At 62.8% G+C, this 24,782-nt stretch carries 13 protein-coding genes and 2 pseudogenes; 6 read left to right on the top strand and 9 right to left on the bottom strand.

The genetic code is table 11. The features are described 5' to 3' along the window. Window positions 1–21: 21 nt before the first annotated feature. Window positions 22–1,152 carry an alanine racemase gene (gene alr / locus L981_RS05330; RefSeq protein ID WP_043612511.1) on the bottom strand — a complete coding sequence of 377 codons (1,131 nt, stop codon included), beginning with the start codon at window positions 1,150–1,152 and terminating at the stop codon, window positions 22–24. Window positions 1,153–1,278: 126 nt separating this feature from the next. Between alr and L981_RS05325 the strand changes: the two genes are divergently transcribed. The 5 genes from L981_RS05325 (at window position 1,279) to L981_RS05305 (ending at window position 6,254) form a co-directional block, all read left to right on the top strand. Next, window positions 1,279–1,743 (top strand): Lrp/AsnC family transcriptional regulator, encoded by a 465-nt coding sequence (locus L981_RS05325; RefSeq protein WP_043612509.1) that lies wholly within the window; start codon window positions 1,279–1,281, stop codon window positions 1,741–1,743. Between the two features lie 351 nt (window positions 1,744–2,094). Continuing rightward, the gene (gene ugpB, locus L981_RS05320; RefSeq protein WP_043612506.1) at window positions 2,095–3,399 is read left to right on the top strand and encodes a sn-glycerol-3-phosphate ABC transporter substrate-binding protein UgpB; all 1,305 of its coding nucleotides are present in this window, start codon (window positions 2,095–2,097) and stop codon (window positions 3,397–3,399) included. Window positions 3,400–3,467: 68 nt separating this feature from the next. Then, a complete protein-coding gene (ugpA, locus tag L981_RS05315; protein WP_043612503.1) occupies window positions 3,468–4,349 on the top strand; it encodes a sn-glycerol-3-phosphate ABC transporter permease UgpA in 882 nt (293 codons plus the stop codon). A 7-nt stretch (window positions 4,350–4,356) separates the two neighbouring features. After that, window positions 4,357–5,205, top strand: coding sequence for a sn-glycerol-3-phosphate ABC transporter permease UgpE (ugpE, locus tag L981_RS05310; protein WP_043612501.1), 849 nt, complete (start codon window positions 4,357–4,359; stop codon window positions 5,203–5,205). Then, entirely contained in the window at window positions 5,205–6,254 is a 1,050-nt protein-coding gene (locus L981_RS05305) for a sn-glycerol-3-phosphate import ATP-binding protein UgpC (protein ID WP_043612498.1), read from the top strand. Before ugpE ends, L981_RS05305 begins: the two co-directional genes overlap by 1 nt. Window positions 6,255–6,541: 287 nt before the next feature. Here L981_RS05305 and L981_RS05300 read toward each other — a convergent pair whose 3' ends face one another. Then, the gene (locus tag L981_RS05300) at window positions 6,542–7,885 is read right to left on the bottom strand and encodes an AAA-associated domain-containing protein (protein WP_043612493.1); all 1,344 of its coding nucleotides are present in this window, start codon (window positions 7,883–7,885) and stop codon (window positions 6,542–6,544) included. 10 nt (window positions 7,886–7,895) lie between these two features. Further along, window positions 7,896–9,632, bottom strand: coding sequence for an ABC transporter permease subunit (locus L981_RS05295; protein WP_052201609.1), 1,737 nt, complete (start codon window positions 9,630–9,632; stop codon window positions 7,896–7,898). Between the two features lie 482 nt (window positions 9,633–10,114). Here L981_RS05295 and L981_RS05290 point away from each other — a divergent pair, with 482 nt between their 5' ends. Further along, window positions 10,115–10,321, top strand: a complete 207-nt coding sequence (locus L981_RS05290) for a hypothetical protein (RefSeq protein ID WP_043612491.1) — start codon at window positions 10,115–10,117, stop codon at window positions 10,319–10,321. Window positions 10,322–10,474: 153 nt separating this feature from the next. Here L981_RS05290 and gdhA read toward each other — a convergent pair whose 3' ends face one another. From gdhA to L981_RS35945, 6 genes and pseudogenes are all read right to left on the bottom strand, one after another. Next, a complete protein-coding gene (gene gdhA, locus L981_RS05285; protein ID WP_156133972.1) occupies window positions 10,475–11,821 on the bottom strand; it encodes an NADP-specific glutamate dehydrogenase in 1,347 nt (448 codons plus the stop codon). A gap of 260 nt (window positions 11,822–12,081) precedes the next feature. Beyond that, entirely contained in the window at window positions 12,082–13,407 is a 1,326-nt protein-coding gene (locus L981_RS05280) for an HlyD family type I secretion periplasmic adaptor subunit (RefSeq protein ID WP_043612489.1), read from the bottom strand. A 60-nt stretch (window positions 13,408–13,467) separates the two neighbouring features. After that, the gene (locus tag L981_RS33210; RefSeq protein ID WP_052201608.1) at window positions 13,468–16,173 is read right to left on the bottom strand and encodes a calcium-binding protein; all 2,706 of its coding nucleotides are present in this window, start codon (window positions 16,171–16,173) and stop codon (window positions 13,468–13,470) included. Window positions 16,174–16,213: 40 nt separating this feature from the next. Continuing rightward, window positions 16,214–17,965 carry a type I secretion system permease/ATPase gene (locus L981_RS05270; RefSeq protein ID WP_043612487.1) on the bottom strand — a complete coding sequence of 584 codons (1,752 nt, stop codon included), beginning with the start codon at window positions 17,963–17,965 and terminating at the stop codon, window positions 16,214–16,216. A 74-nt stretch (window positions 17,966–18,039) separates the two neighbouring features. Beyond that, a pseudogene (locus L981_RS35950) lies at window positions 18,040–18,906 on the bottom strand (calcium-binding protein); the annotation flags it as partial. An 816-nt stretch (window positions 18,907–19,722) separates the two neighbouring features. After that, a pseudogene (locus tag L981_RS35945) lies at window positions 19,723–24,594 on the bottom strand (peroxidase family protein); the annotation flags it as partial. Between the last annotated feature and the right edge of the window lie 188 nt (window positions 24,595–24,782).

The raw sequence follows: 24,782 nt of genomic DNA, 5'->3' as shown, positions 1-24,782 counted from the left end.
GTCCTCAAAAGCAAAGGAAGCTCAGCGGTACTGCCGTTCGTAGCGATGGCCGAGACCGGTCAGGATTTCGTAGGAGATAGTGCCGGCATCGCGTGCGATGTCTTCGAGTGTCTGGTTGGGCCCGAGGACCTCCACCAGGCTGCCGAGTTGCAGGCGCCCCTCCGGCAATGCCGAGATATCGATGGTGATGCTGTCCATCGACACGCGACCGACGATCGGCAGGCGAACGCCGTCGCAATAGACTGCACCCCGATCGCTCAGGCTGCGCGGCAGGCCGTCGGCATAGCCGGCGGCAATGGTGGCAAGCCAGGTCGGGCTTGCGGCGACATGGCTGCCGCCATAGCCGACGCGCGCACCGCTCGGCACTTCACGCGTCTGCACCACCGCGACATCGAGCTTGATGACCGGCTCCATCGGGTTTGGGTGACCATCCGTCGGGGCCCCGCCATAGAGCGCGATCCCCGGCCGAACCAGCACGCCGTGATAGGCTTCGCCCAGGAAAATTCCGCCGGAATTGGCGAAGCACAGCTCGTATTCCGGAAACTCCGCTGCGATGCGCCGGAGTTCGGCAAGCTGGCTGCCGTTCTGCTCGCTCAAGACGTCGTCGGCAGAGGCCAGGTGGCTCATGACGAACTGGATGTCGATCATGCCGCAGGTCCGCAGCATCGAGGCGACCGCCGGTCGTTCCTGCGGCGGGACGCCGAGCCGCGACATGCCCGTGTCGAACTGCAGCGCCGCAGGGAGCCGGCGGTTGAGATTTACCGCCGCACCGGCCCATTGCCGCAATTGCTCAAGGGAATTGATCACCGGTACGATACCATCGTCGGCGCAGGCGAGCTCGTTGCCCGGCTGCAGGCCGTTCAGGACGAAGATCATCGCATCGCGGGCAAGCTGCGGTCGCAGGCGCCGAGCCTCCACGAACTGGGCCACGAAGAAATGCCGGCAGCCATGGTCATAAAGGCGCGCCGCGACCCGGTCTGCGCCAAGGCCATAGGCATCCGCCTTGACGACGGCTGCGGCCCGCGCCGGCGCAATTTCAGACACCAGCCGGTCGTAATTGCGAACCAGCGCCGCAAGGTCGATCGTGAGGTAGCCCGAGGCGCCGCTCTTGATCGCTTTTTGCTGCGTATTTTCCCTGACTGCGCCGTCCATGGCCGAGCCTCCCAACCTGCCCGGAGGGTAGTGAAACGATCGCAGAATTGTCGACGAATTGTCGATTGATCGTTGCGCCAATTCGTGATCTTTGAATGAAACGATCACGAATTGGAATAATCCGCAATGACTGCGCTCGACACCATAGACCGCAATATCCTGCGGCTGCTGCGCCTGGATGCGCGCCGGAGCAACGCCAGCCTCGCGAGCGAGGTCGGGCTCTCGCCCTCCGCCTGTCTGAGGCGGATAAAACTGATGGAACAGTCCGGCGTCATTCGCGGCTATACCGCCCTTGTGGACACCTCGAACGTCGAGGCCACCATTGCCGTTATCATCAACATCACACTGGACCGACAGACAGAGGACTATCTCGACCGGTTCGAGGCGGCGGTGCGACGGCATCCCGAGCTACGCGAATGTTTTCTGATGACTGGCGGATCGGACTATCTGCTGCGCGTCGAAGTCGCCAATGCTGGCGAGTTCGAGCGCATCCACAAGGAGATTCTCTCGGCCTTACCGGGGGTCTCCAGAATCCATTCGAGCTTTGCGATCCGCAACGTTCTTGCGACACGCCCCAAGGCACGTCGATAGGCCGCAATCCCGGAACCCGCGCGGCCGTCCCTAGTAAAGCAGGGAGGCGACAAGCGTCGACGCGAGGAGATAGGCAAGCCCATCAGCCGCAAGTCGGTCGCGCAGGCTATGCGTGATTGGTGATTTGCACCGCGCTCGGCACGTTCGAGCGTCGAGCGTTCCTATATGAAACAGAACGAATATTCCGAAGGTGGAAATTTGCGAATTCTGCATTCTATTTTCTCTTGCAGGTTCGTTAGCGTTCGTTTTTAATCAGCGCACTTTCGCTGCGAAAGTCAGGCGCGACTGATTGAGGAGGATCAACGCGACTGAGCACCGAGACTTGTCGTCTCAATATTGGGAGGAATCGCCATGAGAGTTTTGAAATGGACGCTTGCGGCCACATCTGCGATGTCGGTCTTCGTCGCCCCGAACGCCTTCGCGGCGACGGAGCTTGCCTGGTGGCACGCAATGACGGGCGCCAACAACGAAACCGTTGAACGGCTTGCGAAGGAATTCAACGAAAGCCAGTCGGAATATAAGATTGTCCCCGTCTTCAAGGGGACCTATGGCGAGACGCTGAACGCGGGCATTGCTGCATTCCGCTCCAAGCAGGCTCCCGCGATCCTGCAGGTGTTCGACGCCGGCAGCGGCGTGATGCTGGGCGCCGAAGGCGCCGTGGTGCCCGTGGCGGAAGTGCTTCAGAAGGGCGGCTACGAGTTCAACAAGGACCAGTACCTGCCGGGCATCGTCGCCTATTATTCCAAGGCTGACGGGACCATGCTGTCCTTCCCCTTCAACTCGTCGTCCCCGATCCTCTACTTCAACAAGGACGCCTTTACGAAGGCCGGCATCGATACGGCCAAGCCGCCGGCCACCTGGCCCGAGGTCTTCGAAGCGGCCAAGAAGATCAAGGCGAGCGGGGCGGCAAATTGCGGCTTCACTTCGACCTGGCTGACCTGGATCCAGACCGAAAACTTCTCGGCCTGGAACAACGTGCCCTACGGCACGAACGAAAACGGGCTTGCCGGCCTCGAAGTGGAACTGAAGATCGACGCGCCGCTCTTCGTCGACCATTTCCAGTCGATCGCCGATCTCGCCAAGGACGGCACCTTCCGGTACGGCGGCCGCACCTCCGAGGCCAAGCAGTTGTTCATGTCGGGCGAGTGCGCAATTCTGACGGAATCCTCCGGTGGTCTCGGCGACATCGTCAAGTCGGGCATCAACTACGGTGTGGGCGAGCTTCCCTATTATGAAGGCCACGGCCCGCAGAACACCATCCCCGGCGGCGCAAGCCTCTGGGTCTTCGCCGGCAAGAGCGACGCCGAATACAAGGGCGTGGCCGAGTTCTTCCACTTCCTCTCGAAAACGGAAACTCAGGCCCAGCTTCACCAGGTCTCGGGCTACCTGCCGGTGACGCTTGCAGCCTACGAGGAGACCAAGAAGTCCGGCTTCTATGAAAAGAACCCGGGCCGGGAGACGCCGATCAAGCAGATGATGGGCAAGGCGCCGACCGAAAACTCCAAGGGCGTCCGCCTGGTCAACCTTCCGCAGGTTCGCGACATCCTCAACGAAGAGTTCGAAGCGATGCTTGCCGGCCAGAAGGATGCCAAGACGGCTCTCAGCGAAGGTGTCGTGAAGGCAAACGCTGCGATCAAGACGGCGATCGGCAACTGACCTCCAGACGAAATGTCCGCATCGCCCGCAAGGCGGTGCGGACTGGTTTTTGATGGGGAGGGGAGACCATGCAGTCCGTCGTATTTCCAAACAAGGTGCTGCCGTATCTTCTGTTGGCACCGCAGATCGTCTTGACGGTCATCTTCTTTTTTTGGCCGGCCAGCCAGGCGCTCTACCAATCGGTGCTGCGCGAGGATCCGTTCGGCCTGAAATCCGGCTTCGTCGGTCTCGCCAACTTCCGGGCGATCCTCGCCAATCCCGACTATCTGCATTCGCTCAAGGTCACGGTGGCGTTCAGTGTTGCGACAGCGCTGTTGTCGATGGCGCTTGCGCTGCTGCTCGCAACGGCGGCCGACCGGGTGGTGCGCGGGCGCAACGTCTACCGCACGCTCCTGATCTGGCCCTATGCGGTTGCCCCGGCCGTGGCCGGCATGCTGTGGCTGTTCATGTTCAACCCGGCGATGGGAACCTTCTCTTACATTCTGCGCCGCAACGGCTTTGCGTGGGATCCGCTGCTCAACGGCAACCAGGCGATGTTTCTGGTGATCGTCGCGGCAGCCTGGAAGCAGATCAGCTACAACTTCCTCTTCTTCGTCGCAGGCCTGCAGGCGATCCCGAAGTCGCTCATCGAAGCGGCAGCCATCGATGGCGCCCGCGGCACCAAGCGGTTCTGGACCATCGTCTTCCCGTTGCTCGCGCCGACGACGTTCTTCCTGCTCGTCGTCAACACCGTCTACGCCTTCTTCGATACCTTCGGCATCATTCACGCGGTCACCGGGGGAGGCCCCGCCAAGGCGACGGAGACGCTCGTCTACAAGGTTTACAACGACGGCTTCGTCAATCTCGACCTCGGCAGCTCGGCTGCCCAGTCGGTGATCCTGATGGTCATCGTCATTGCGCTGACAGCGTTCCAGTTCCGCTTCGTCGAGAAGCGGGTCCACTATTCGTGAGGCGCCGATGATCGAGAATCGTCCCATATCAACTGCGATCAGCCACCTGATACTCGTCATCGGGATCATCATCGTCGCGCTGCCGATCTACTATACCTTCGTCGCCTCGAGCCACAGCTCGATCGAGATCGTGCGGCCGCCGATGTCGCTGGTGATCGGAGATCACCTCGTCGAGAACTATCGGGAAGCGGTCGGCGGCGGCGTCGAACGGGTCGTCGGCGTCAGCCTCGAGCGTCTGCTGTTCAATTCGACGGTCGTGGCGATCGCGATCGCCGTCGGCAAGATCGTCATCTCCTTCCTGTCGGCGTTCGCGATCGTGTTCTTCCGCTTTCCGCTGAAGATGCTGTTCTTCTGGATGATCTTCATCACCCTGATGCTGCCGGTCGAGGTGCGCATCCTGCCGACCTACAAGGTGATCGTCGATCTCGGCCTGATCGACACCTATGCGGGGCTGACGCTGCCGCTGATGGCTTCGGCGACGGCGACGTTCCTCTTTCGCCAGTTCTTCCTGACGATACCGGGGGAACTGGTGGAGGCGGCGCGCATCGACAATGCCGGTCCGTTCCGCTTCATGAAGGATATCCTGCTGCCGCTCTCGGCAACGAACATCGCGGCGCTCTTCGTTATCCTCTTCATCTATGGCTGGACCCAGTATCTCTGGCCGCTGCTCGTCACCAACGACGCGAAGATGAACACGATCATCATCGGGCTCCGGCGGATGATCGATTTTACCGACGCCTCGACGCCCTGGAATTATGTGATGGTGACGGCGATCCTTGCGATCATCCCGCCGATCCTCGTCGTCGTGCTGATGCAGCGCTGGTTTGTCAAAGGTCTTGTGGAGACAGAAAAGTAATGGCTGAAATTACCCTGAAAGACGTCCGCAAGACCTATGGCACGGTGGAAGCGATCAAGGGCGTTTCGCTCGACATCAAGGACGGCGAGTTCGTCGTCCTTGTCGGGCCATCCGGTTGCGGTAAGTCCACATTGCTGCGCATGATCGCCGGGCTCGAGAACATCAGCGGTGGAGATATCCTGATTGGCGGGCGTCGGGTCAACGATGTCGAGCCGGCGGAGCGCGACATTGCGATGGTCTTCCAGAACTACGCGCTCTATCCGCACATGACGGTGCGCCAGAACCTTGCCTATGGGCTCAAGAACCGGAAGACGCCGGCGGCCGAGATCGATCAGCGCATTGCCACGGCCGCGCGGACGCTCGAAATCGAGCCCTATCTCGACCGCAAGCCACGGCAGCTTTCGGGCGGCCAACGTCAGCGCGTTGCCATGGGGCGGGCGATCGTTCGCCAACCCGCCGCGTTTCTGTTCGATGAGCCACTGTCGAACCTCGATGCGAAGCTGCGCGGCCAGATGCGCATCGAGATCAAGCGGTTGCAGCGTTCGCTCGCAACGACGAGCGTCTACGTCACGCATGATCAGATGGAGGCGATGACCCTTGCCGACCGGCTTGTCGTCGTCAGCGCCGGTCGTATCGAGCAGGTCGGCACGCCACTGGAGCTTTACGAGAAGCCCGCAACCACCTTCGTCGCCACTTTCATCGGCTCGCCGTCGATGAACCTGCTGCACGGCAAGAATTTATCGGCGGGATGGACGCTCGCCTCGGATGCGGCCCGCCCGAATGGCGACTACACGCTCGGCGTCCGTCCGGAAGACATTTCGCCGATGTCAGCCGATGCCCCGGCGCGAGCCTTCGAAGCGACGGTTCGCATCGACGGCATCGAACTGGTCGGAGCCGAAAGCCTCATACACGGTCGCCTCCAAAACGGCGACGAGTTGGTCTTTCGCGTTTCCGGGCGCGCGCGCAACGAGATCGGTGACGAGGTGAAGGTCGGGGCGAACACAGAAGCACTCCATATGTTTGACGGCAGCGGGAACCGGCATGGATGATGGCCGGAAGGTCGGCGCGAGATCAGCAGAGGTTCGTTGATGTATCGCGAGCGTAGACTGTTGAATTGTTGGAGGACGTTGCGGGCTATGGTCACGACCACAGGGAGCGTAACGGTTTGCCCTGTGGTCGTTTCTTTCAGGGCGTCTCGCTAAATCAGTCCGAAAGGACGCTCGCAGATTAGTTCCATAATGTATGTTATGCGACTTAAGGCGCAGATTGGGTGGGGCCACGCATCGGCAGATCGCTTCCTGCCCTTCCGCAAGAACGCGACGCCGCCGCCAACGTTTCAGCTTGGGTCGTCGAGGTTGAACTGCCGCATCTCCTCGTTATAGCCGAAGAGTTCTCCATAACGGCCCCATGCTATGACCGTGCGCACGGTTTGTTCGGCATCGTCTTCCGACATGTAATCTTCAAGTTCTTCTGAGAAGCGCGCAAAGGGTGCGTGGTGGCTTGGCCGCTCGTCGAGCACGCGCCGGATAAGGGCTGCAAGCGGGACGTAAGCTAGAAGGTGCTCGGCAAACAGGCGCTTGCGATTGTCGACTTCGGCAGCGGCAAAGCGCTGCCCCGCCTCCGTCAGCTTGACGTCCCCCGCTTCCAGCTCGGCAAAACGCATGAGCTGCAGGGCTTCGAGGATCGGAAACAGTTCGCCCGCCTCCAGTTGCAGGCTTGCAGCGAGATCGGGAAGATCAGCCTCGCCATTGAAAGGCGCCTGCGCGAGCGCTTCGATCAGGCCCGAGAGACGGTTGGTCGAAAGCCGGGGCAAGGCCATCGCTATGCCGGTCCCGGCGAAGCCGCCCGAAACGGGCTTCTCCACTTTTTCCAGCGGCGCCCGCCGTGTCATCCGCGCGTAGATGTCATCAACGAGTTGTCGGAACGCCGGGTCCAGCCGGTTGCGTGGATGGATCAGGTCGATCGCGATCTCCGCCGCAACCCGGCCGGGATTGGACGAAAAGATCAGGATGCGATCGCACATGAGCACCGCCTCTTCGATGTTGTGCGTCACCATCAAGATCGACTTGATCGGCAGACGCCCTTCGATCCAGAGGTCGATAAGGTCTGTGCGCAGCGTTTCCGCCGTCAGCACGTCCAGCGCCGAAAAGGGCTCATCCATGAGCATGAGGCTTGGATGGACGACAAGTGCGCGGGCAAAGCCAACACGTTGCCGCATGCCCCCCGACAGTTCTTTCGGATAGGCGCTCTCGAAGCCGTCGAGGCCGATCAGGTCGATCGCATCGATCGCGAGGCGGCGGCGCTCGGCTGTCGGCACGCCAAGCGCCTCAAGCCCAAGTTCGACATTCTGAAGCACGGTGAGCCACGGAAAGAGTGCAAAGCTCTGGAACACCATGGAAATGCCTTCGCTCGGCCCCGTCACCGTATGACCGCGCCAGAGCACCCTGCCCGCGGTTGGCGTAACCAGACCGGAAACAATGCGCAGCAGCGTCGACTTTCCGGAGCCGGAACGCCCGAGCAATCCGACGATTTCGCCTTCGGTGATCTTGAGCGCGACGTCGTCGAGCACCACAAGATCAGGACTGTCGCTCTTGCTATAGGTCTGCCGCACGCCTTCCAGTTCCAGAAGCTGGTTTTTCGCGGCACGGACAGAAGAGCTTGTGGTGTCGGCCAAATCCATCTGGAACCTCTTACTCAAGACGCAGGCGCCGGCCTGAAAAGGCATAGAGCGGCCGCCAGACCAACCGATTGAACAGGATGACGAACAAGGACATGACGGCGATACCGAGCACGATGCGGGGATAGTCACCGACCCTCGTCGCCGCAGCGATGTACGCGCCGAGGCCATGCGCCGAGAGCATCGTGTCGCCCCAGTTCACGACCTCCGCAATGATCGAGGCGTTCCAGGCGCCGCCGCTCGCGGTGATCGCGCCCGTCACGTAGTAGGGGAAAACGCCCGGAAGGATGACCTTGCGCCACCAGTTCCAGCCGTGGATGCGGAACGTTGCCGCCGCCTCCTTGAGGTCGTTCGGAAAGGCGTTGGCCCCGGCGATCACGTTGAACAGGATGTACCACTGGGCGCCCAGGATAATGAGCGGGGAGAGCCAGATGTCCGGGTTGAGCCCGAGGCGGACGATGGCGACGACGGCAAAGGGAAACACGATATTGGCCGGGAACGCCGCCAGGAATTGTGCCAGGGGCTGCATGCGCTCGGCCACACGCGGCCTCAGTCCAATCCAGATGCCGATCGGTACCCAGACCAGCGTCGCAAACACCATCAGAACGATCACGCGCAGCATGGTCAGAAGCCCGAGCCCGGCGACCGCGACGACATCTGCAAAGGCAAGCTCGGTCGCGATGAACCGTGCGACCAGCCAGAAGGCGTAGGCTGCAACGACAACGACGAACGCAAACCAGGCGCGATCCGCCCAGGCATTCACTGTAACCCCGCTTAGCCGGGTGGGCACAAGTGAAGGAACCGCCAGCCGCCGCTGCAGAATACGCCCGACGATCGCCCCGGCCGGCACGAGCAGAACCTGCAACAATCGCGTTCTGCGCACCACGTCCAGGAGCCATGAACGCGGCGCGGCGCTGCCGGCGGAGAGTTCGACCCTGAATTTGTCGCTCCAGGCCACAAGCGGACGGAAGAGCAACTGATCATAGATGAGGATCACCGCAAACATGGTCGCCGTCGCCCAGCCGACGGCCACGAGGTCCTGCTGGGCGATGGCAAGCGCGACGTAGGAGCCGATACCTGGCAGCGTGATGGTGGTGTTGCCGACCGAAATCGCTTCCGACGCCACGACGAAGAACCATCCGCCCGACATCGACATCATCGTATTCCAGACGAGGCCCGGCATGGAAAAAGGAACTTCAAGCCGCCAGAAGCGCTGCCATGGCGAAAGCCGGAAGCTGCGGGCCGCCTCGTCGAGGTTGGCCGGCACGGTCTTCAGCGATTGGTAGAAGCTGAAGGTCATGTTCCAGGCCTGGCTGGTGAAGATGGCGAAGATCGCTGCAAGCTCCACCCCGAAGACGTTGCCGGGGAAAAGCGACAAGAAGCCGAGAACGGTGAAGGACAGAAAACCGAGCACCGGCACCGACTGCAGAATGTCGAGCAACGGAATCAGCACGACCTCCGCCCGCCGGGATTTGGCGGCCAGCGTCCCATAGATCAAGGTGAAGGCGAGCGAGGCTGCAATTGCCGCCAGCATGCGCATCGTTGTGCGTAACGCATATTCCGGCAGCATGGCCGGATCGAGCGAAACGGGTGCGGTCGAAAGCGATGAGAGCGGGGCGAACGCCTCATGTCCGCCATGGGCAATCAGGACGAGCGTTGCAAAGAATAGGCAAAATGCGAAGAAATCCCAAAAATTGGGCGCATAGCCCGAGCGGCGAACGGCTTCCATTGCGGCGTGGTGCGTGGCCATTGTTACGCCCCGTTGAACGAATGCAAGCAAGTCTCAATGCTACCGCTTCCACAAAACCGTGAGCCGAACGGGCGACCGCAGACGATGTGAACTCTCGCGACTCTTCTCTCAATCCAAGCCTATCTCAGGCGATTGTGCGCTGCATGAAAGCATAGTCAAGGTGGTAACGCTGCAGGCCGAACGATCGATGATACTGTCCGTCCGAGGCGGGAGGGACGTCTCAAGAGAAGGCCAGAACCCTTTGATAAGGCGAAGGCAATCGCGGAGCTGCATCGACTGCGGATTGACAGTCGGAGGAAATGGGCGGATAGCCGGGGTAACGTTTCTTAGGGCTTCAAGACGCCCAGCTCCCAGGCTTCTGCCTTTGGCAGCGCGCTGTTGCGGTTTAAATGGGCCAGGCCGGCTAGGACGCTAGGCTCGAGGTCTCGGCCACCCTGCCCGGCAAACCGGCAAGAATTCCACGCGGACAATCAGAGGACACCATGGAAACGGTAGAAATCAGCGATCGCAACGACTTTGCCCTTTGGGCCATTCAGCGCGCACAGGAAATCGTGACGGGAGAAGGCGCAGCCTTCGCAATCGCAGCCCAGGGCGCAGACGAAGAAGCCCTGTCGCAAACCGCGGCGGCCCTCGGCAAGGCGATCAGTGAGGCCATGCTCGAGGTTTTCGACGGTCTCGTCGCCTCATAAATTCAATCTGCGCCGAATTGGCTCCCGTTCCCGTCTCGCGATCCGGAGTACGGATATCTCCCGACGAGATCGGGACCGATCTTCAGCGTCCCAAGGCCCGATGCGTATTGTCGAAGGAAGCCGACGCAGGCCGGCTCCCTCCAGATTGAGGCATCAGATCACGCCGAGCGCGTCCATGGCTTCGGCGACCCGGACGAAGCCGGCAATGTTGGCTCCGAGCACGTAGTCGCCGGGGTTGCCGTATTCCTCGGCGGTCTCCGCACAACGGTCGTGGATCGACTGCATGATAATGGCAAGCCGCGTTTCGGTCTGCTCGAACGTCCAGCTGTCGCGAGAGGCATTCTGCTGCATCTCGAGAGCCGATGTCGCAACACCGCCCGCATTGGCGGCCTTGCCGGGAGCAAACATGACCCCTGCATCCTGAAAGATGCGAACCGCTTCGGGGGTCGATGGCATGTTTGCCCCCTCACCCACTGCGATGACGCCGTTCTTCACCAGGGTGCGGGCATCCTTGCCCGTCAGCTCGTTCTGGGTCGCCGAGGGCATCGCGACATCGCAAGGAACGTCCCAGACGGAGCCGCCCTCCACATAGTGCGCCCTGGAGCCTTTCAGCCTGGCGTACTCGGATATCCGCTCGCGGCGAACCTCCTTGATCTGCTTGACCAGTTCGAGATCGATCCCGTCCTCGTCGACGACATAACCGTTGGAGTCGGAGCACGCGACGATCTTGCCACCGAACTCCGCAATCTTTTCCATGGTGTAGATGGCGACGTTTCCGGATCCCGATACGGTCACGCGCTTGCCTTCGAAATCGAGACCCTTGGTGCTGAGCATCCGCTGGACGAAATAGGTCGCGCCGAAGCCCGTTGCCTCCTTGCGCGCACGCGAGCCGCCGTAGATCAGCGCCTTGCCTGTCAGCACGCCGGCCTCGTACCGGTTGGTGAGCCGCTTGTATTGGCCGAACATGTAGCCGATCTCCCGGCCTCCGACACCGATATCACCAGCAGGAACGTCGGTATACTCGCCCAGGTGTCGATGAAGCTCGGTCATGAACGACTGGCAAAATCGCATGATTTCCCCATCCGAACGGCCCCTCGGATTGAAGTCCGAACCGCCCTTGCCGCCGCCGATCGGCATGCCCGTCAGGGCGTTCTTGAAGGTCTGCTCGAAACCGAGGAACTTGATGATCCCGACGTTGACGGAAGGGTGAAAACGTATCCCGCCCTTATAGGGCCCAAGCGCCGAGTTGAATTGGACGCGGAAACCGCGGTTGATCTGTACCTGCCCGGCGTCATCGACCCAAGGCACCCTGAAGATGATCTGCCGCTCCGGTTCGCAGATCCGTTCTATAAGGGCCTGTTCCGCATAGCGCGGGTGCTTGGCAATGACACGCCCCAGACTTTCAAGCACTTCGCGTACGGCCTGGTGAAATTCCAGCTCGCCGGCGTTGCGCCTCAGTACTTCCGTCAGAATTGGTTCCAGCTTCTCATCGACATTCAAGATGGTTCTCCTCATGCGCGCAGGTTCTATGCGCAGACCCTCGCGCATTATCGGAAGCAGAGCGGCAAGTGAAGATTTATTTCCCGTCACCATGCAATTCGTGATTGCCGAGCTGCGCGCTGGTTTTTCATGGGAAAACGTGCGCAAGGCGTCACTCTGATAGGCACACCTGAGATAGAGGCGACCGTGCTCGGTCGCCTCTTCGGCAACACCCCCTCTTCCGGGGCAAAGTGCGTAAGCTCCCGGTGATGATGTAAACGTCACTCCTCGCGGAAGGCTCGAAGCATTTGGTCGGTAAACGGTTTCGTCAGGTAGGAGATGGCCGTGCGCTCGTCCGTCTGGACATAGACTTCGACCGGCATGCCCGGCATCAGCTTGCGGTCGCCAAGCTTGTCCACCGCCTGGGTAATGTCGACCGTGGCGAGATAGTAGGGTTGTCCTGTGGCGCGATCGATCGTCGTTGCGGCGGCGACCACACCGACCCGGCCATCGAGTTCCGGGGTCGTGCGCTGGTTGAAGACAGTGAAACGCAGGCGGCTGGCTTGGCCCGGTGCGATGCGGTCGATGTCGGCCGGCGGGATGCGGATTTCGACAGTAAGATCATCGTCCTCGGGCACGATCGACATCACGCTGGCGCCGGGAGCGATGATGCCCCCGATAGTGTGGACCTGCAGGTCGTAGACGAGGCCATCGACGGGCGCGCGTACGTCCATGCGCGACAGCCGGTCGCGGGCGGCGACCTCGCGCTCGCTGAGTTCGGCGATCTTCGCCTCGATGCCGACGATCTGGGTCTGGGTTTCCTTGCGGGTGTTCTGGTCGATGGCGAGCAGCTTGATGCGCAGTTCGCTGATCTGCCCGACTGCTTCTGCGATCCGCGCAACGAGTTCGCCCTTGGAGCCGTCGATGCGGGCCATCTGCCGCAGCAGGTCGCGGTGTTCGGAGACCGGCACCAGACCGCTCTTCAGCAATGTCTCAAGCTTGGCGATCTCCTTCTCGACGATTCCCCTTTCGGCGTCGCTCGAGCCGGTCTGGGCTTTGAGGCCGCGGATCTGCTCCTCGAGCTGGGTGATCTGCAGGCGCATCTGCTCTTCCTGGCTGGTGATCATCCGGCGGTTGGCCTCAAACAGCTTGAGTTCGCTGACCTTCAGTACCTCGCTGACATCGAGGCCTTCGAAGGAGACGGCCGCTTCGCCATCCCGCTCGGCCTTCAGCCGGGCTCGCATGGCGTAGAACTGCTGCAACTGGCCGCGCACGATCGCAAGCTCCACCCGGGTCTGTGTCTCGTCCAGACGGATGAGCACGTCGCCCTTCCTGACCTGGTCGCCGTTGCGCACTGCAATCTCGGATACGATGCCGCCGTCGCGGTGCTGGATGAGCTTGACCTGCTGGGAGATGGCGACCTGGCCTTGGGTGATCACGGCCCCGGAAAGCCGGGCATGGGCGGCCCAACCGCCGACGCCGAAAAGCAGAGTGGCGGCAAAGGCGGCGGAGACGACGATGCGCGAGGTGATGCCGAACTGGCTGCTGTCCTTCGCGATCTTGTCTTCGGCCTTGGTGGTCCTGCTCTCGTTCTCTCTGCTGATCATGGCCTTCTCCCGGTAACGCGTGACATCTCTGGTTGATGCTGGTGGTGTGTTTGCGATTGCTTAGACGGCGTCTCTCTGCTGCTCCCCGGCCGTCTCGATGGCGGCGAGAATGAAGTCCTGCTCGGTCAGCGCGTGGCGGCCGGCGATCAGGAACTCGAGGTCCTCGTCGCGCTCGAGATCGATGACGGCGCGCACGACCGTGCGCTCGCTGTCGCTGAAAGTCTCGTGATAGAAGGTGATGCGGTTGACCGGTGCCGGGCTGCCGTCGTCGGCAAAGGGCGCAAAGGCGAGGCCGCCGATGGCTTCGGCAATCTTCGACAGGTCGATGCGGTCGCCAACCTGGAAGTCGCGGATCTCATCGCGCCCCTCCCCGCCATTGGCAAGGGCGGCGAGGCTGCGAAAGACGAAGATATCTGCGCCTGCGCCACCCGCCAGGAAGTTGACGGCATTGCTGGCGACGATGATGTCGTTGCCCTTGCCGCCGATCGCGGTTTCGACGGAACTCAGGCTGTCGTTGCCGATCTCGACGCCCGTGGCAATGCCGCGGTCGAGATCGATCACCACGGCCTGCGTCGCTGCGGAGGCATCGTAGCGATCGACGCCGTCACCGCCGTCGACTGTATCGTCTCCGTCGTCGGTGCCGGGCAGGAGGACCACGACGAAAGTATCGTTGCCGTCCTCACCCTTCAGTTCGTCGTCGCCTGCACCGCCGACGAGCACGTCATCGCCGTCGCGGCCACGCAGCCTGTCGTCTCCGTTTCCGCCGAACAGCATGTCGTCCCCGCGGCTGCCGGAAATCCGGTCGTTGCCGCGCCCGCCGACGATGATCTCGAAGTCTTCGATGCGATCCTCGCCGATCTCGTCACCTTCGGCGATGCCGGCCTCCATATCGGCGAGAACCGCCTGCACCAGCGCGGACAGATCGAGCGTGTCGATGCCATCGCCGCCGCTATAGCTGTCGTCGCCGTCATCGTCAGCGTCGCCGCTGCTGTCGAAGGCGAGAACCACGATCGTGTCATTGCCGGCGCCTCCGGAGACGACATCATCGCCGTTGCCGCCAATCAGCGTATCGTCGCCGGCATTTCCAGCAATCACATCGTTGCCGTCATTGCCGATCAGCGTGTTGCAGCCCTCGTCGCCGGTGATCCGGTCGTCGCCGGAACCGCCGATCACGCTTTCGATGCTCTCGATCGTATCGGAGCCGATTTCCGCGCCTGTCGCAGTGCCTGCGACGAGATCGATGACAACCGTCCCCTGTGCGCTGCTGGCGTCGAGCGTGTCATGGCCCTCGCCACCGGAATAATGATCGTCGCCGTCGCTGGCGGGCGGCGATACGCTGCGCGCTTCCTCGGCGGTAAGGCCGGTGACGATGACGTCGTCGCCGGCACCGGCAAGCACTGTATCTTCGCCGGAACCGCCGGTTAGCCGGTCGTTACCGGCCCCGCCGTCGACGAGATCGTTGCCGGCATCGCCGTCGAGAACATCGCGGCCTTCCTCGCCGAACAGGCGATCGTCGCCAGCACCGCCTGAGAGATAGTCGTCGCCGTCCTCGCCAAGCAGGATATCGTCGCCTTCCTCGCCATAGAGATGATCGTCCCCCGCCCCGCCGAACAGGATGTCGTTGCCGCGCCCGCCAAAGAGGCGGTCGTTGCCGGCCTCACCATAAAGCGTGTCGTTGCCATCGCCGCCGACCAGCGTGTCATCGCCGCTGCCGCCGAGGATGATGTCGTCGGACTCGCGGCCATAGACGATGTCGTCACCGCCAAGGGCCGCGATGATGTCCTTCTGCGGCGTGCCACGCATCACGTCGTCGCCCTCGGTGCCGCGGATCTCGTTCGCCGGCCAGTCCATCAGCGTCATCGACGCGCCATTGACGGTACGGCCGGTGCCATCCGAGACCGAATAGGTGAAGGTGACTTCGCCGAGATCGCCACGCTCCGGCGTATAGAGCCACATGCCCTCGCCGTAGGAGCGGATCGAACCATTGGATACCGTCAGGTTGGCGATCGACAGCCCGTCGCCGTCCGGATCGACCGTGTTGGCGAGCAGGTCATTCAACAGGATGACGGCCGAGAGGTTCATCAAGCCGTTGGCGAGCACATTGCGTCCGGTGACGACAGGCAGGCGATTATTGCGGGCACTGCCGTCGTCGTCGTCACCATCGCCGGGACCACCAGGGCCACCGGGCTCGTCATCGTCATCGTCGTCGTCATCGCCACCGCCGGGGCTGCCGCCGTCATCATCGTCACCGTCATCGTCCTCCTCGCCGCCGGGTGGCGAACTGCCGAAGGACGCCAGACCGGGGAAGTCGAAATCCAGCGGGCCGTTGTCGTTGGCGGGGCGTGCGCTTGTCTTGTAGGGCCGCTCGTCGATGAGGTCGGTTGTGGGCTGGCCGTCATCGAAGGCAAGCCGCACCGAGGAGCGCAGGCGGCCGAGCTTTGCCGGGATGGCTTCGTCCGGAAACGCCAGGTCTTGCAGCAGCGCCTGAACGTAGGCGGCGGCATCCTCGATCGCCCCGAGCGCTCCGGACATGTCGAGCACATCGCTCGGCTGGCCGGGACCGACAGGTGCGGGATCCGGGTCGTGCTTTGCCGGTTCGCTTTCGCCTTCCTTGCTGCCGAACACCGAGCCGAGCGCGCCGAGGAACAGCGCCGACAGCACCAGCCGCCCACGCTTACGCTCGGGCTTGTCGGCGATCGCGTACCGGTTCATCGGCGCGATCGCCTTCTGGCTGTCGGGGCGCTTCAGGATGAGCTTTTCGTCCATGACATCCTCCTCGGCCTGCGGCCGAACCTCTCAGGGTCTCTCACTCGGCCGCCGCCGACACCCGGTGCGGCGGTTGCCCGCCAGCATCCGCGCGCCGCGTCTTTTCGACCACCAACGGCCGGGTCTTCTGCGACGGCAGGATCTCCTCCTTCGGACCGAAGGCGACCAACCGACCGCCTTGCACCAGGCCGATCATGTCGACCGTCTGCAGGGCGCTCGGGCGATGGGCGACGATGACGACGATACCGCCGCGTTCGCGCACATTGAGGATTGCCCGGTTGAGCGCTTCCTCGCCTTCGGCATCGAGGTTGGAGTTGGGCTCGTCGAGCACCACGAGAAAAGGGTCTCCATAGAGTGCGCGTGCCAAGGCGATGCGCTGTCTCTGGCCCGCGGACAGGGCGGTTCCATGGGGACCAAGCTCGGTCTGGTAGCCGTTCGGCAGATGCACGATCATCTCGTGGATGCCGGCGGCCTTGGCGGCGCGGATGATCGCCCGCGCATTCGGCGCTTCGGCGAATCGCGAGATGTTGTCGGACACGGTGCCATCCATCAGCGCCACGTCCTGCGGCAGGTAGCCGACATGCTGGTTGAACAGTCCCTCCGGCCACTGGCTGAGATCGGCGCCGTCGATGCGCACGGCTCCGCGCAGCACCGGCCAGATGCCGAGTATGGTGCGGGCGAGCGTGGTCTTGCCGCCACCCGACGGGCCGATCAGCCCCACAGCCTGGCCGGCCTTCAGCTCCAGGCTCACCTCGCTCAGAAGCACAGCACCGGTCGAAGGCGCGACCGTCGTCACCTTGTCGAGGCTAAGGCTCTGCTGCGGTGCCGGCAGGTCGAGATTGCCGCTGCGCTCGTCGAGCACGCCGAGCGTCTCGTTGAGGCGGTGATAGCTGCGGCGGGCGGCAACGACGCCCTTCCATTGCGCGATTGCCAGGTCGACCGGCGCCAGTGCCCGGGCGGTCACGATCGACGAGGCAATAATCGAGCCGGCCGACATCTGTCCGCGGATCGCCAGATAGGCGCCGAGCCCGAGGATCGCCGATTGCAGGATCATGCGCAGCACCTTCGACAGGCCCGACAAGGTGCCGCCGATGTCGGAAGTTTTGGTCTGACAGTCGAGGTGGCGGCGGTTGGCCTTCTCGAAGCGCGCCACGGCCCGGCCGGTCATGCCCATTGCGTGCAGCACGTCGCTGTTGCGGGCATTGCTCTCGGCAATCGAGCTGCGCGCCACCGAGGCCTTTATCGTCGGGCTGGAATGGCGCCGCGTCATCACTTCGGCGATCAGCGTCAGCAGCGCCAGAACCAAGGCGCCGCCGAGCGTGAGGTAGCCGAGCATCGGATGCAGCAGCCAGACGAAGGCGAGATAGATCGGGATCCAGGGCAGATCGAACAGCGCCACCGGTCCCTGGCCGGCGAGAAAGCCGCGCAGCGTGTCGACATCGCGGCCGCGTTCGGTCGCCTCCGCCGTCGAATAGCCGAAGCGCGGCATTTCGATCACCACCTTATGGGCGAGCGGTGCCAGTTCCGCGTCGAGCCGGGCGCCGAGACGCACCAGGATCTGCGAACGGATGACGTCGAACAGACCCTGGAACAGGTAAAGCCCGACCGCCAGAACGGAGAGCGCCACCAGTGTCGAGATGCTGCCGCTGGTCAGCGCCCGGTCATAGATCTGCAGCATGTAGAAGGCGCCGGTCAGCGCCAGGATGTTGATGATGCCCGATAGACCGAAGAGATAGATGAGGATACCGCGCATGCCGCCAATCTTGTGTTGCGGCTCTTTCTTCTTGCTCATGATGAGAACCCCTTTTGCCCGCCCCGCATTCCATCCCGGCCGGCCTCAGCCGACCGGGATTTTTTGCTTCATGTTCAGGAGACGCCGTTGAAGTCGGCGACCTTGAGGTTGTGGGTGCCGTCGAGCGTCAGTGCGAACTCGGCATCCGGGTCGCCATCGACGCTGCCGCGGATCACGGTTACGTCGGCTCCGTCGCGGGTCTCGTGCGTGACCACGATCTGGCCAGCCCCTGAAAGCGTCGTGCCGCTCGAGAGCGTGAAGCCCTGCTTGCCGGCCTGCCCGCTGTTTGCATCGATCGCCGAGAAGTCGATCCGGTCACCCGGCGAGAAGCCGTAGATCGTGTCGCCGTCGGCCGCCGCCACCGAGGTGAAGCGGAAGACGTCGTCGCCAAGGCCGCCGTCCATGATGTTGACGGCTGTCGAGGCGGTGATCTCGTCGTGACCCGAACCGGCGATGATGTTCTCGAACCCGTAGATCGTGTCGGTGCCGACCTCGGCCCCCACTACCTGGCCGCGCCCCATGAAGCCGTTGCCGAGATCCACCTTGAGGTTGCCGGTCGCCACCGAATAGTCGAGCGTGTCGACGCCATCGCCACCCCAGTAGCTGTCGGAACCGTCGTTGAGCGTGGCAAGCACGGTGTCGTCGCCGTCACCGGCCCAGACCTTGTCCGCCCCGGCGCCGCCTTCGATGATGTCGTTGCCGGCATCGCCGTAGAGAAGATCGTCGCCGCTATTGCCGAACAGCGTGTCGGCACCCGCCCCGCCATGGATCTCGTCGTTGCCGGCTCCACCGGAGGCGACATCATCGCCATCGCCGCCGGACAGCACATCGTCGCCATCCTCGCCGCGCAGCACGTCGTTGCCGCCATCGCCCGACAGAATGTCGGAGGCTGCGCCGCCGAGCAGGATGTCGGAAGCCGCGCCGCCCAACAGCACGTCCGACGCCGAGGTGCCGACCAGGGTGCGGGCTGCAACCGGCAACGGCACGCCATTGCCATCGCCATCGCCGGATCCCGATCCGTCGTCCGTACCACAGCCGTCATCGTCACCATCGTCGTCCGAGCCACCATCACCGCCGTCATCATCATCATCATCATCATCATCATCATCATCATCGTCGTCGTCACCGGCGACGAGGGTCGGCGTATCGCCGCCGAAGGTGATGGAATGCCCGCCATTCGAGAGCGTCGTGGTGCCGTCGCCGTTGTCGGTTTCCTCGTAGCTCGCCGGGTCCGCGCCGACGGGGATCTCGATCACGTCCTGGGGACGCAATGCACCGACGATCGTGTCCTGGCCGCCGTTGCTGCGGAAGACGATGCGGTGGGCGGACGACAGGCTCGAAATATCGACCACATCGTCGCCGGCGGACCCTTCGATCGTGATCGTCGAGTAGTTCAGGCTGGTCGTGTCGAAATTGCCGATGACCTGGATCGTGTCGCCCCCGCTTGCGCCCCCATCCGGTCCGCCATTGTTGTTGTTGTTCGACACGTTCAGCGTGTTGACGCTGATCTCCTCGATGTTGTCGAGTTCGGCAATCACGCTTTCGGTACCGTTGACCGTGCGGGTGATCACGATCTCCGTCGATGCAAGGAAGGTCGTGTTCAGGCTTGCTGCCAGACCGGCATTCTGCCCGGCGGTAACCGCATAGATGCGGAACAGTTCGGCTCCCTGAACTCCGTTCAGAGTGTACGTGTCACTGCCGGCGCCGCCATCGATGATGTCGCGTCCCTGGTTGCTGGTTTGGTTGATGTTGTCGTCGCCGCCGCCAGCAAAAATGATGTCGTTGCCCGCGTTGCCGTTCAGCGTGTTGGCGGCATTGTCGCCGACAAGTATGTCGTTGCCGGTCCCTCCGTCGATCGGTCCGCCGGCGTCGCGGACCACATCGACGGTTGCCGTATCGGTTCCCGTACCCCGGTAGGTAAAGGAACCGCCGTTGGTGAGCCCGTTGTCGGTGACCGTGACACCGTTCGGGCCAAGGGTGGCCGCGACGCTGTTCGTTGCTGTGATGGCCGAGATCGCCAAGGGGCTGTCGGGATCGGTGTCGTTGGCAAGCAGCGCCCAGCTCGGAATTGTGAACGGGTTGCCGTTTGTCCAGTTCGTCACGATGCGATCGTTGTTGGCGATCATGGGGTCGTCCACGGCAACCACGCTGATGGTCGCCGTCGCCGGCTGGCTGTCGCGGATGCCATCGTTCACCGTCACCTCGATCGTCCGGGGCGTCGTGCTCGGATTGTCGGAGGAGTTGGAGAAGCGAACCGAGTCCAGCGCGCGTTGGTAATCTGCTGCACTCGCCTGGCCCGTGAGCTGCAGGACGATTTCGCCGGCGATCACGGCTTGCGAGACCGCGATGGCGGTGGGGCGCCCGTTCGCCGTGGTCGCCGTCAGTACGTCGCCGACCGCCATGTTCTTCAGAACGACGCGAGCCGAAGCGATCATCTCGTTTGTGGTAATGCCCGACAGGCTGGAGATGCCGACGGCAGCCTGGTTTTCGGTGAACATGCTGCTCCAATTGTTCGTGCCGTCGTCCACGGGCGTGGTGTATTGAACGTTCACGTTGTCGATCAAGACAGACTCGGCGTTGCTGTTCACACCACTGAAGACAAAGCGGATGGCCGACGAGGCCGAGAAGGGGCCGGCAAGCGTGAGGTTGGCGCTTCCGTCGTTGGCGTTACCGTCGATCGTGCGGATTGTGGTGAAGGTGACGCCGTCGCTCGAATACTGCACCAGAAGGCTTTCGCCGTTGTCGAGGCCGGTTTCTTCGTAGTCGAAACTCAGCGTCGCAGTGCCGGTGCCGACCATCGAAAGATCGACGGTTCGCGTGATCGTCGCGCCCGCCGGTGTCGAGCCGAAACCGGTGTCCTGCCGGAATTCAAGCTGGCCGCCATTGATGCGGATTTCGCCCGTGGTCGCCACGTTGGTCGTACGGTCGCCCGTCTCCGCCCATGCCGAAGTCCACGTCGCCGATCCGTTGGAGTTGGCGTAGTTCGCTGAGCCGAAGGCATCGCGATAGTTGCCGCTGTCGAAGGCATGCAGGTCGAGCGACGGACCGCGAAGGTCGAGAACCCGGTCGGCAAACTGTATGCGTTCGATGTTGAAGAGGCGGTCGGTTCCCTCGGCTTCGAGATTGCGTCCGGTCACCGGGTCGATGACGCCGGCGGTCGGGTCCGTATGGGCGACCGTCACGCTGCCGTCCGCATTGAAGGTGACCTCGTAGTTCTCGAAGTTGTCGTAATAGACGGCCGTATCGACATCGCCGGCCTTGCCGCCGTCGACGATCTCGCGGACGACCTGCAACTGGCTGGGCTTGATCTCGCCCGAAAACAGACGACTCTGGATGTCGGCGATCGAGTCGACGCTGAAGGCGGACCAGCCCTGACCTTCACGCGGCGAAACGAGGATGCGTACGTTCAGCCATTTGTCGCCGTCGATGATGTCATTACCGCCCATGCCGCGGATCGTGTCCGAACCGCCACCGCCCAGGATGATGTCCGACCCGTCGGACGTATCCATCACGGCGACCTCCTTGGGCCCTGCCGGGTTGATCGGAACGCCGTTCGCATCGAGGTTGTGCGGATTGTAGAGGTCGAAGCGCTGGAGATGGGCGACAAGCTCGCGCAGGCCCGCGATCCGGTCGACATTCTTTTCGAGCAGCGCGTTCGAGAAGCTCTCGATCGGCGCATCGTCGTCGACCTGGGCGGCATTGCCGTTTGGATCGTACCCGCCGATGACCACGTCGCGGCCGGTGAGGGTATCGTTGCGATCCCAGCCGGACAGCCCTTCGACCAGATCATAACGGTCGCGCAGGATGTTGTTCTGCTGGTTGACGAAGATGCTGATGTTCATGTTCGCATCGGCGTCGTAGTTGTTGTTCTTGAACGTAGTCCAGTCGAAGCCGGCCATGCCGTTCGAGCGGTTGATGCCGATACCCTGAACCATGATGTCGTCGCCGGATTCGGCATCGAAATCGGTGTCGTTCTCGCCGGCGATCATCACGTCATGGCCGATGATGCGCGAGTTGAAGAACAGTTCCGAATTGTCGCCCGTGAGCGTCGTCATATTGCCCTGGGCTTCAATCCAGTCGTCGCCCTCGTTGCCGAGAATGGCGCCGCCGCCGCCGGTGGGCGCGCGGATGAAGTCGTTGCCCTGGCCGCCGGAAAGCGTCTTCTGATCCTCGCCGCCGGCCAGCACGTCGTTGCCGTCTCCGCCGAAGATCAGATCAAGGCCCATGCCGCCGTTGATGACGTCGTCGCCCGCTTCGCCCTTGATGACGTCGCTGGCGCCAATGTCGGTACCGCTATCGGTGATAATGTCGTCGCCGTCGCCGCCGTGCAGATGGTCGACGCCGAAGCCGCCCTCGATGCGGTCATCGCCCCCCTCGCCCCAGATCGTGTCGTCGCCGGCGCCCCCGATCAGGGTTTCGCCTGTGTTCGTGCCGCCGAGCACGACGTGCTCTTCACCGGTGAAGCGCAGGTAATTCGTGCCGCGAATAACGAGGGAATCAGTGCCCGTAACCGCGGAGATCACGTCGGCCTCGCGGGTCGGGTCGGCATTGCCGAGCCCATGGTTCCACTGCTTGGTCTGATCCATCGTGATGATGTAGTCGGCCGTCTGGAAGGCCGAGCCATTGATATGGAGGCCGCTGTCCTCGGTGTCGGTGTTGCGGCGGATGAGGTCGGCGAAGCTGTCGGCCTCGAGCTCGTTGAGCAGGTTATGCCCTTGCGTACGGCTCAGGTAGTAGAAGCGGTCGGCGTTCTGGAGGTTCTGGATCTGCAGCTCGAAGACAAAGGTGAAGGTCGAGCCCAGCATGCCGCCGAAGGGCATCAGTGCTTCGGCAAGGCCGCCGATCCAGAAATCCACCTTGTTGAGGCCGGTTTCCCGCGTTGCCCATGCGCCGGTGGAGTTCAGATAGTCCAGTCGCGCCTGGCGCTCCGCCGCCGTTTCGCCGGTCGTGCCGAAAACGAGATCCCAGGCAGCATCCCGCTTGGCTTCGGCCGTGGTGGCAGCGACGATCGTCTCATGGGTGCCGTAAGCGGCGATGAAATTGACGATCGAAAGCGGGTTTTTGATGTGCAGGGCGAAATCCGCCCAGCTTTCATAGGGCTTGAGGTAGCTGTCGTTCGTTTGTTCGTAGATCTGGCGCCGCGCCTCGTTGAGCGAGGGAATGCCGGTTTCGCGCGCTCGGGTGATGTTGACCGCCGCAAGGTCCAGCGGCAGGCCGACGAGGTTGTTGCGTAGCGCGCTGGTCATGAACTCGTCGATTTCGTTGCCGACCTGCTGCGTCATGCCGCGAATGATGGCGCCGGAGGCAGCGTGCGCATCGACACCCGCATTGTTGAACGCCAGCGGGTTCAGGAAGGCTTCGATCAGGCCGAGTTCTTGCGGTGTCGCAGCACCTTGCGCATTCAGCGTGAGCATCTCGACGTTTTCGGTAAGCATCGAGTGGCCGAAGCGATAAACGACCTGGGCGAATTCTTCGAAGATCGCGCCGTCGAGTTCGACGGAATGCGAGAACACGAAGGCATCGATCTGCGGCGCGACGGCGCGGACGAACTCCTCGAAGACGAGGTGCTGATAGACCATTTCCGTCGAGAAACGCGCCGCCTGGAAGAGACGCTCGCCATCCCAGACAAGGCCCGCGGAACTGGTCGGGAACGTGGTCACGTCGACCAGAAGCCACTCGTTGAGCAGCGCCAGGTCTCCTTCGGCCAGCACCGTCGCCTTGATCGCGCTGACCTGGCGGTTGTGCTCGCTGTGGAAGACCGAATGGGTCGCCGTCAGCGCGATGTTCTCGTTGCCGCGGCCATCGCCGACGACGAAGTGGGCGTCGAGCAGTTCGTCGTCATAGGTGACGTTGACGCCGAACGCGTTCGGAAGGATCGGGTTGCCGGCAACGTCGTCGTCGTCCGCAACAACGGCAACGGGCGCGGTTAGCGGGTTCCGGTCGTGATCGACCGGGCCGCTCGGTACGGCGCTATGGGCGATGTCGTTGAGGAAGGCGCGGCCGGCGCTCAGCGCCGTGACGCCATCGAGCGGGTTCGCAAGATTGCCCTCCACAGGTCCGTTGACGGTGATCATCAGCGGCAGGCCGTTGGGTCCGCGAACGAATTCGCCGTAGAGGTCCGTTACCAGGAGCGGCACACTATGGACGTTCAGGTCGCTAAGCTCGATGCCGAGCAGGTCCCTTGCCTGGTTCTTGATGTCGGCCCAGGTCGGCGGCCCACCGGTTGCGCCCTGCAGCATCTCACCGGTTGCCAGGGGCTTGCCGTCCACCAGCACATACTCGCGCAGGAAGACCTGATGCGACGGATTGGACGTGTAGACCTGGTTGAGATCGATCCACGGCGTGGTCTCGTTTTGATGATCGCGGATGTCGTCGGCCGTACCGAGCTGACCGTCAGGACCGGGATCGTTGGTCGCGCGGGTGAGGACCATGAAATTGGTCTGGCTACCCACGACGTAGAGCGGATCGTCCGGCTGCAGCGGGATGATGACGTTGCCGCTGCCCCCCTTAGAGGTCAGGTCAAGGCCGTGGTCGAAGAACTGGCCGAAGATGGTCATGAAGCCGTTGAACGAGGCGGTGTCCCCGAGGTCGGCGGCGACGTTCTTGATGAAGACGTTGTCGCCATCCATCGTCACGCCGTGAGACGAAAGCTCGTCGATGACGGCGGCATCGGCCGCGGCGGCCGCAGCTTCGGCGGCTGCCGTCGCCGCACTTCCGGTCGGGATTGCGTCGCGCACGGCAATCGCATCATTGAGCGCATCCGTCGCGTCCGCCAGATCCCCCGCTGCTAGCCCCAGGGCCGCGTCGGCGCTCGCGA

The sequence above is a fragment of the Ensifer sp. ZNC0028 genome (genome assembly GCF_000799055.1).
GTDB lineage: Bacteria > Pseudomonadota > Alphaproteobacteria > Rhizobiales > Rhizobiaceae > Ensifer.
This window is presented reverse-complemented; position numbering and strand designations above follow the sequence as displayed.

Coding starts and splice junctions, on each gene's coding strand:
- alr (WP_043612511.1), bottom strand. CDS start 1,152: ATGGACGGCGCAGTCAGGGAAAATACGCAGCAAAAAGCGATCAAGAGC.
- L981_RS05325 (WP_043612509.1), top strand. CDS start 1,279: ATGACTGCGCTCGACACCATAGACCGCAATATCCTGCGGCTGCTGCGC.
- ugpB (WP_043612506.1), top strand. CDS start 2,095: ATGAGAGTTTTGAAATGGACGCTTGCGGCCACATCTGCGATGTCGGTC.
- ugpA (WP_043612503.1), top strand. CDS start 3,468: ATGCAGTCCGTCGTATTTCCAAACAAGGTGCTGCCGTATCTTCTGTTG.
- ugpE (WP_043612501.1), top strand. CDS start 4,357: ATGATCGAGAATCGTCCCATATCAACTGCGATCAGCCACCTGATACTC.
- L981_RS05305 (WP_043612498.1), top strand. CDS start 5,205: ATGGCTGAAATTACCCTGAAAGACGTCCGCAAGACCTATGGCACGGTG.
- L981_RS05300 (WP_043612493.1), bottom strand. CDS start 7,885: ATGGATTTGGCCGACACCACAAGCTCTTCTGTCCGTGCCGCGAAAAAC.
- L981_RS05295 (WP_052201609.1), bottom strand. CDS start 9,632: ATGGCCACGCACCACGCCGCAATGGAAGCCGTTCGCCGCTCGGGCTAT.
- L981_RS05290 (WP_043612491.1), top strand. CDS start 10,115: ATGGAAACGGTAGAAATCAGCGATCGCAACGACTTTGCCCTTTGGGCC.
- L981_RS05280 (WP_043612489.1), bottom strand. CDS start 13,407: ATGATCAGCAGAGAGAACGAGAGCAGGACCACCAAGGCCGAAGACAAG.
- L981_RS33210 (WP_052201608.1), bottom strand. CDS start 16,173: ATGGACGAAAAGCTCATCCTGAAGCGCCCCGACAGCCAGAAGGCGATC.
- L981_RS05270 (WP_043612487.1), bottom strand. CDS start 17,965: ATGAGCAAGAAGAAAGAGCCGCAACACAAGATTGGCGGCATGCGCGGT.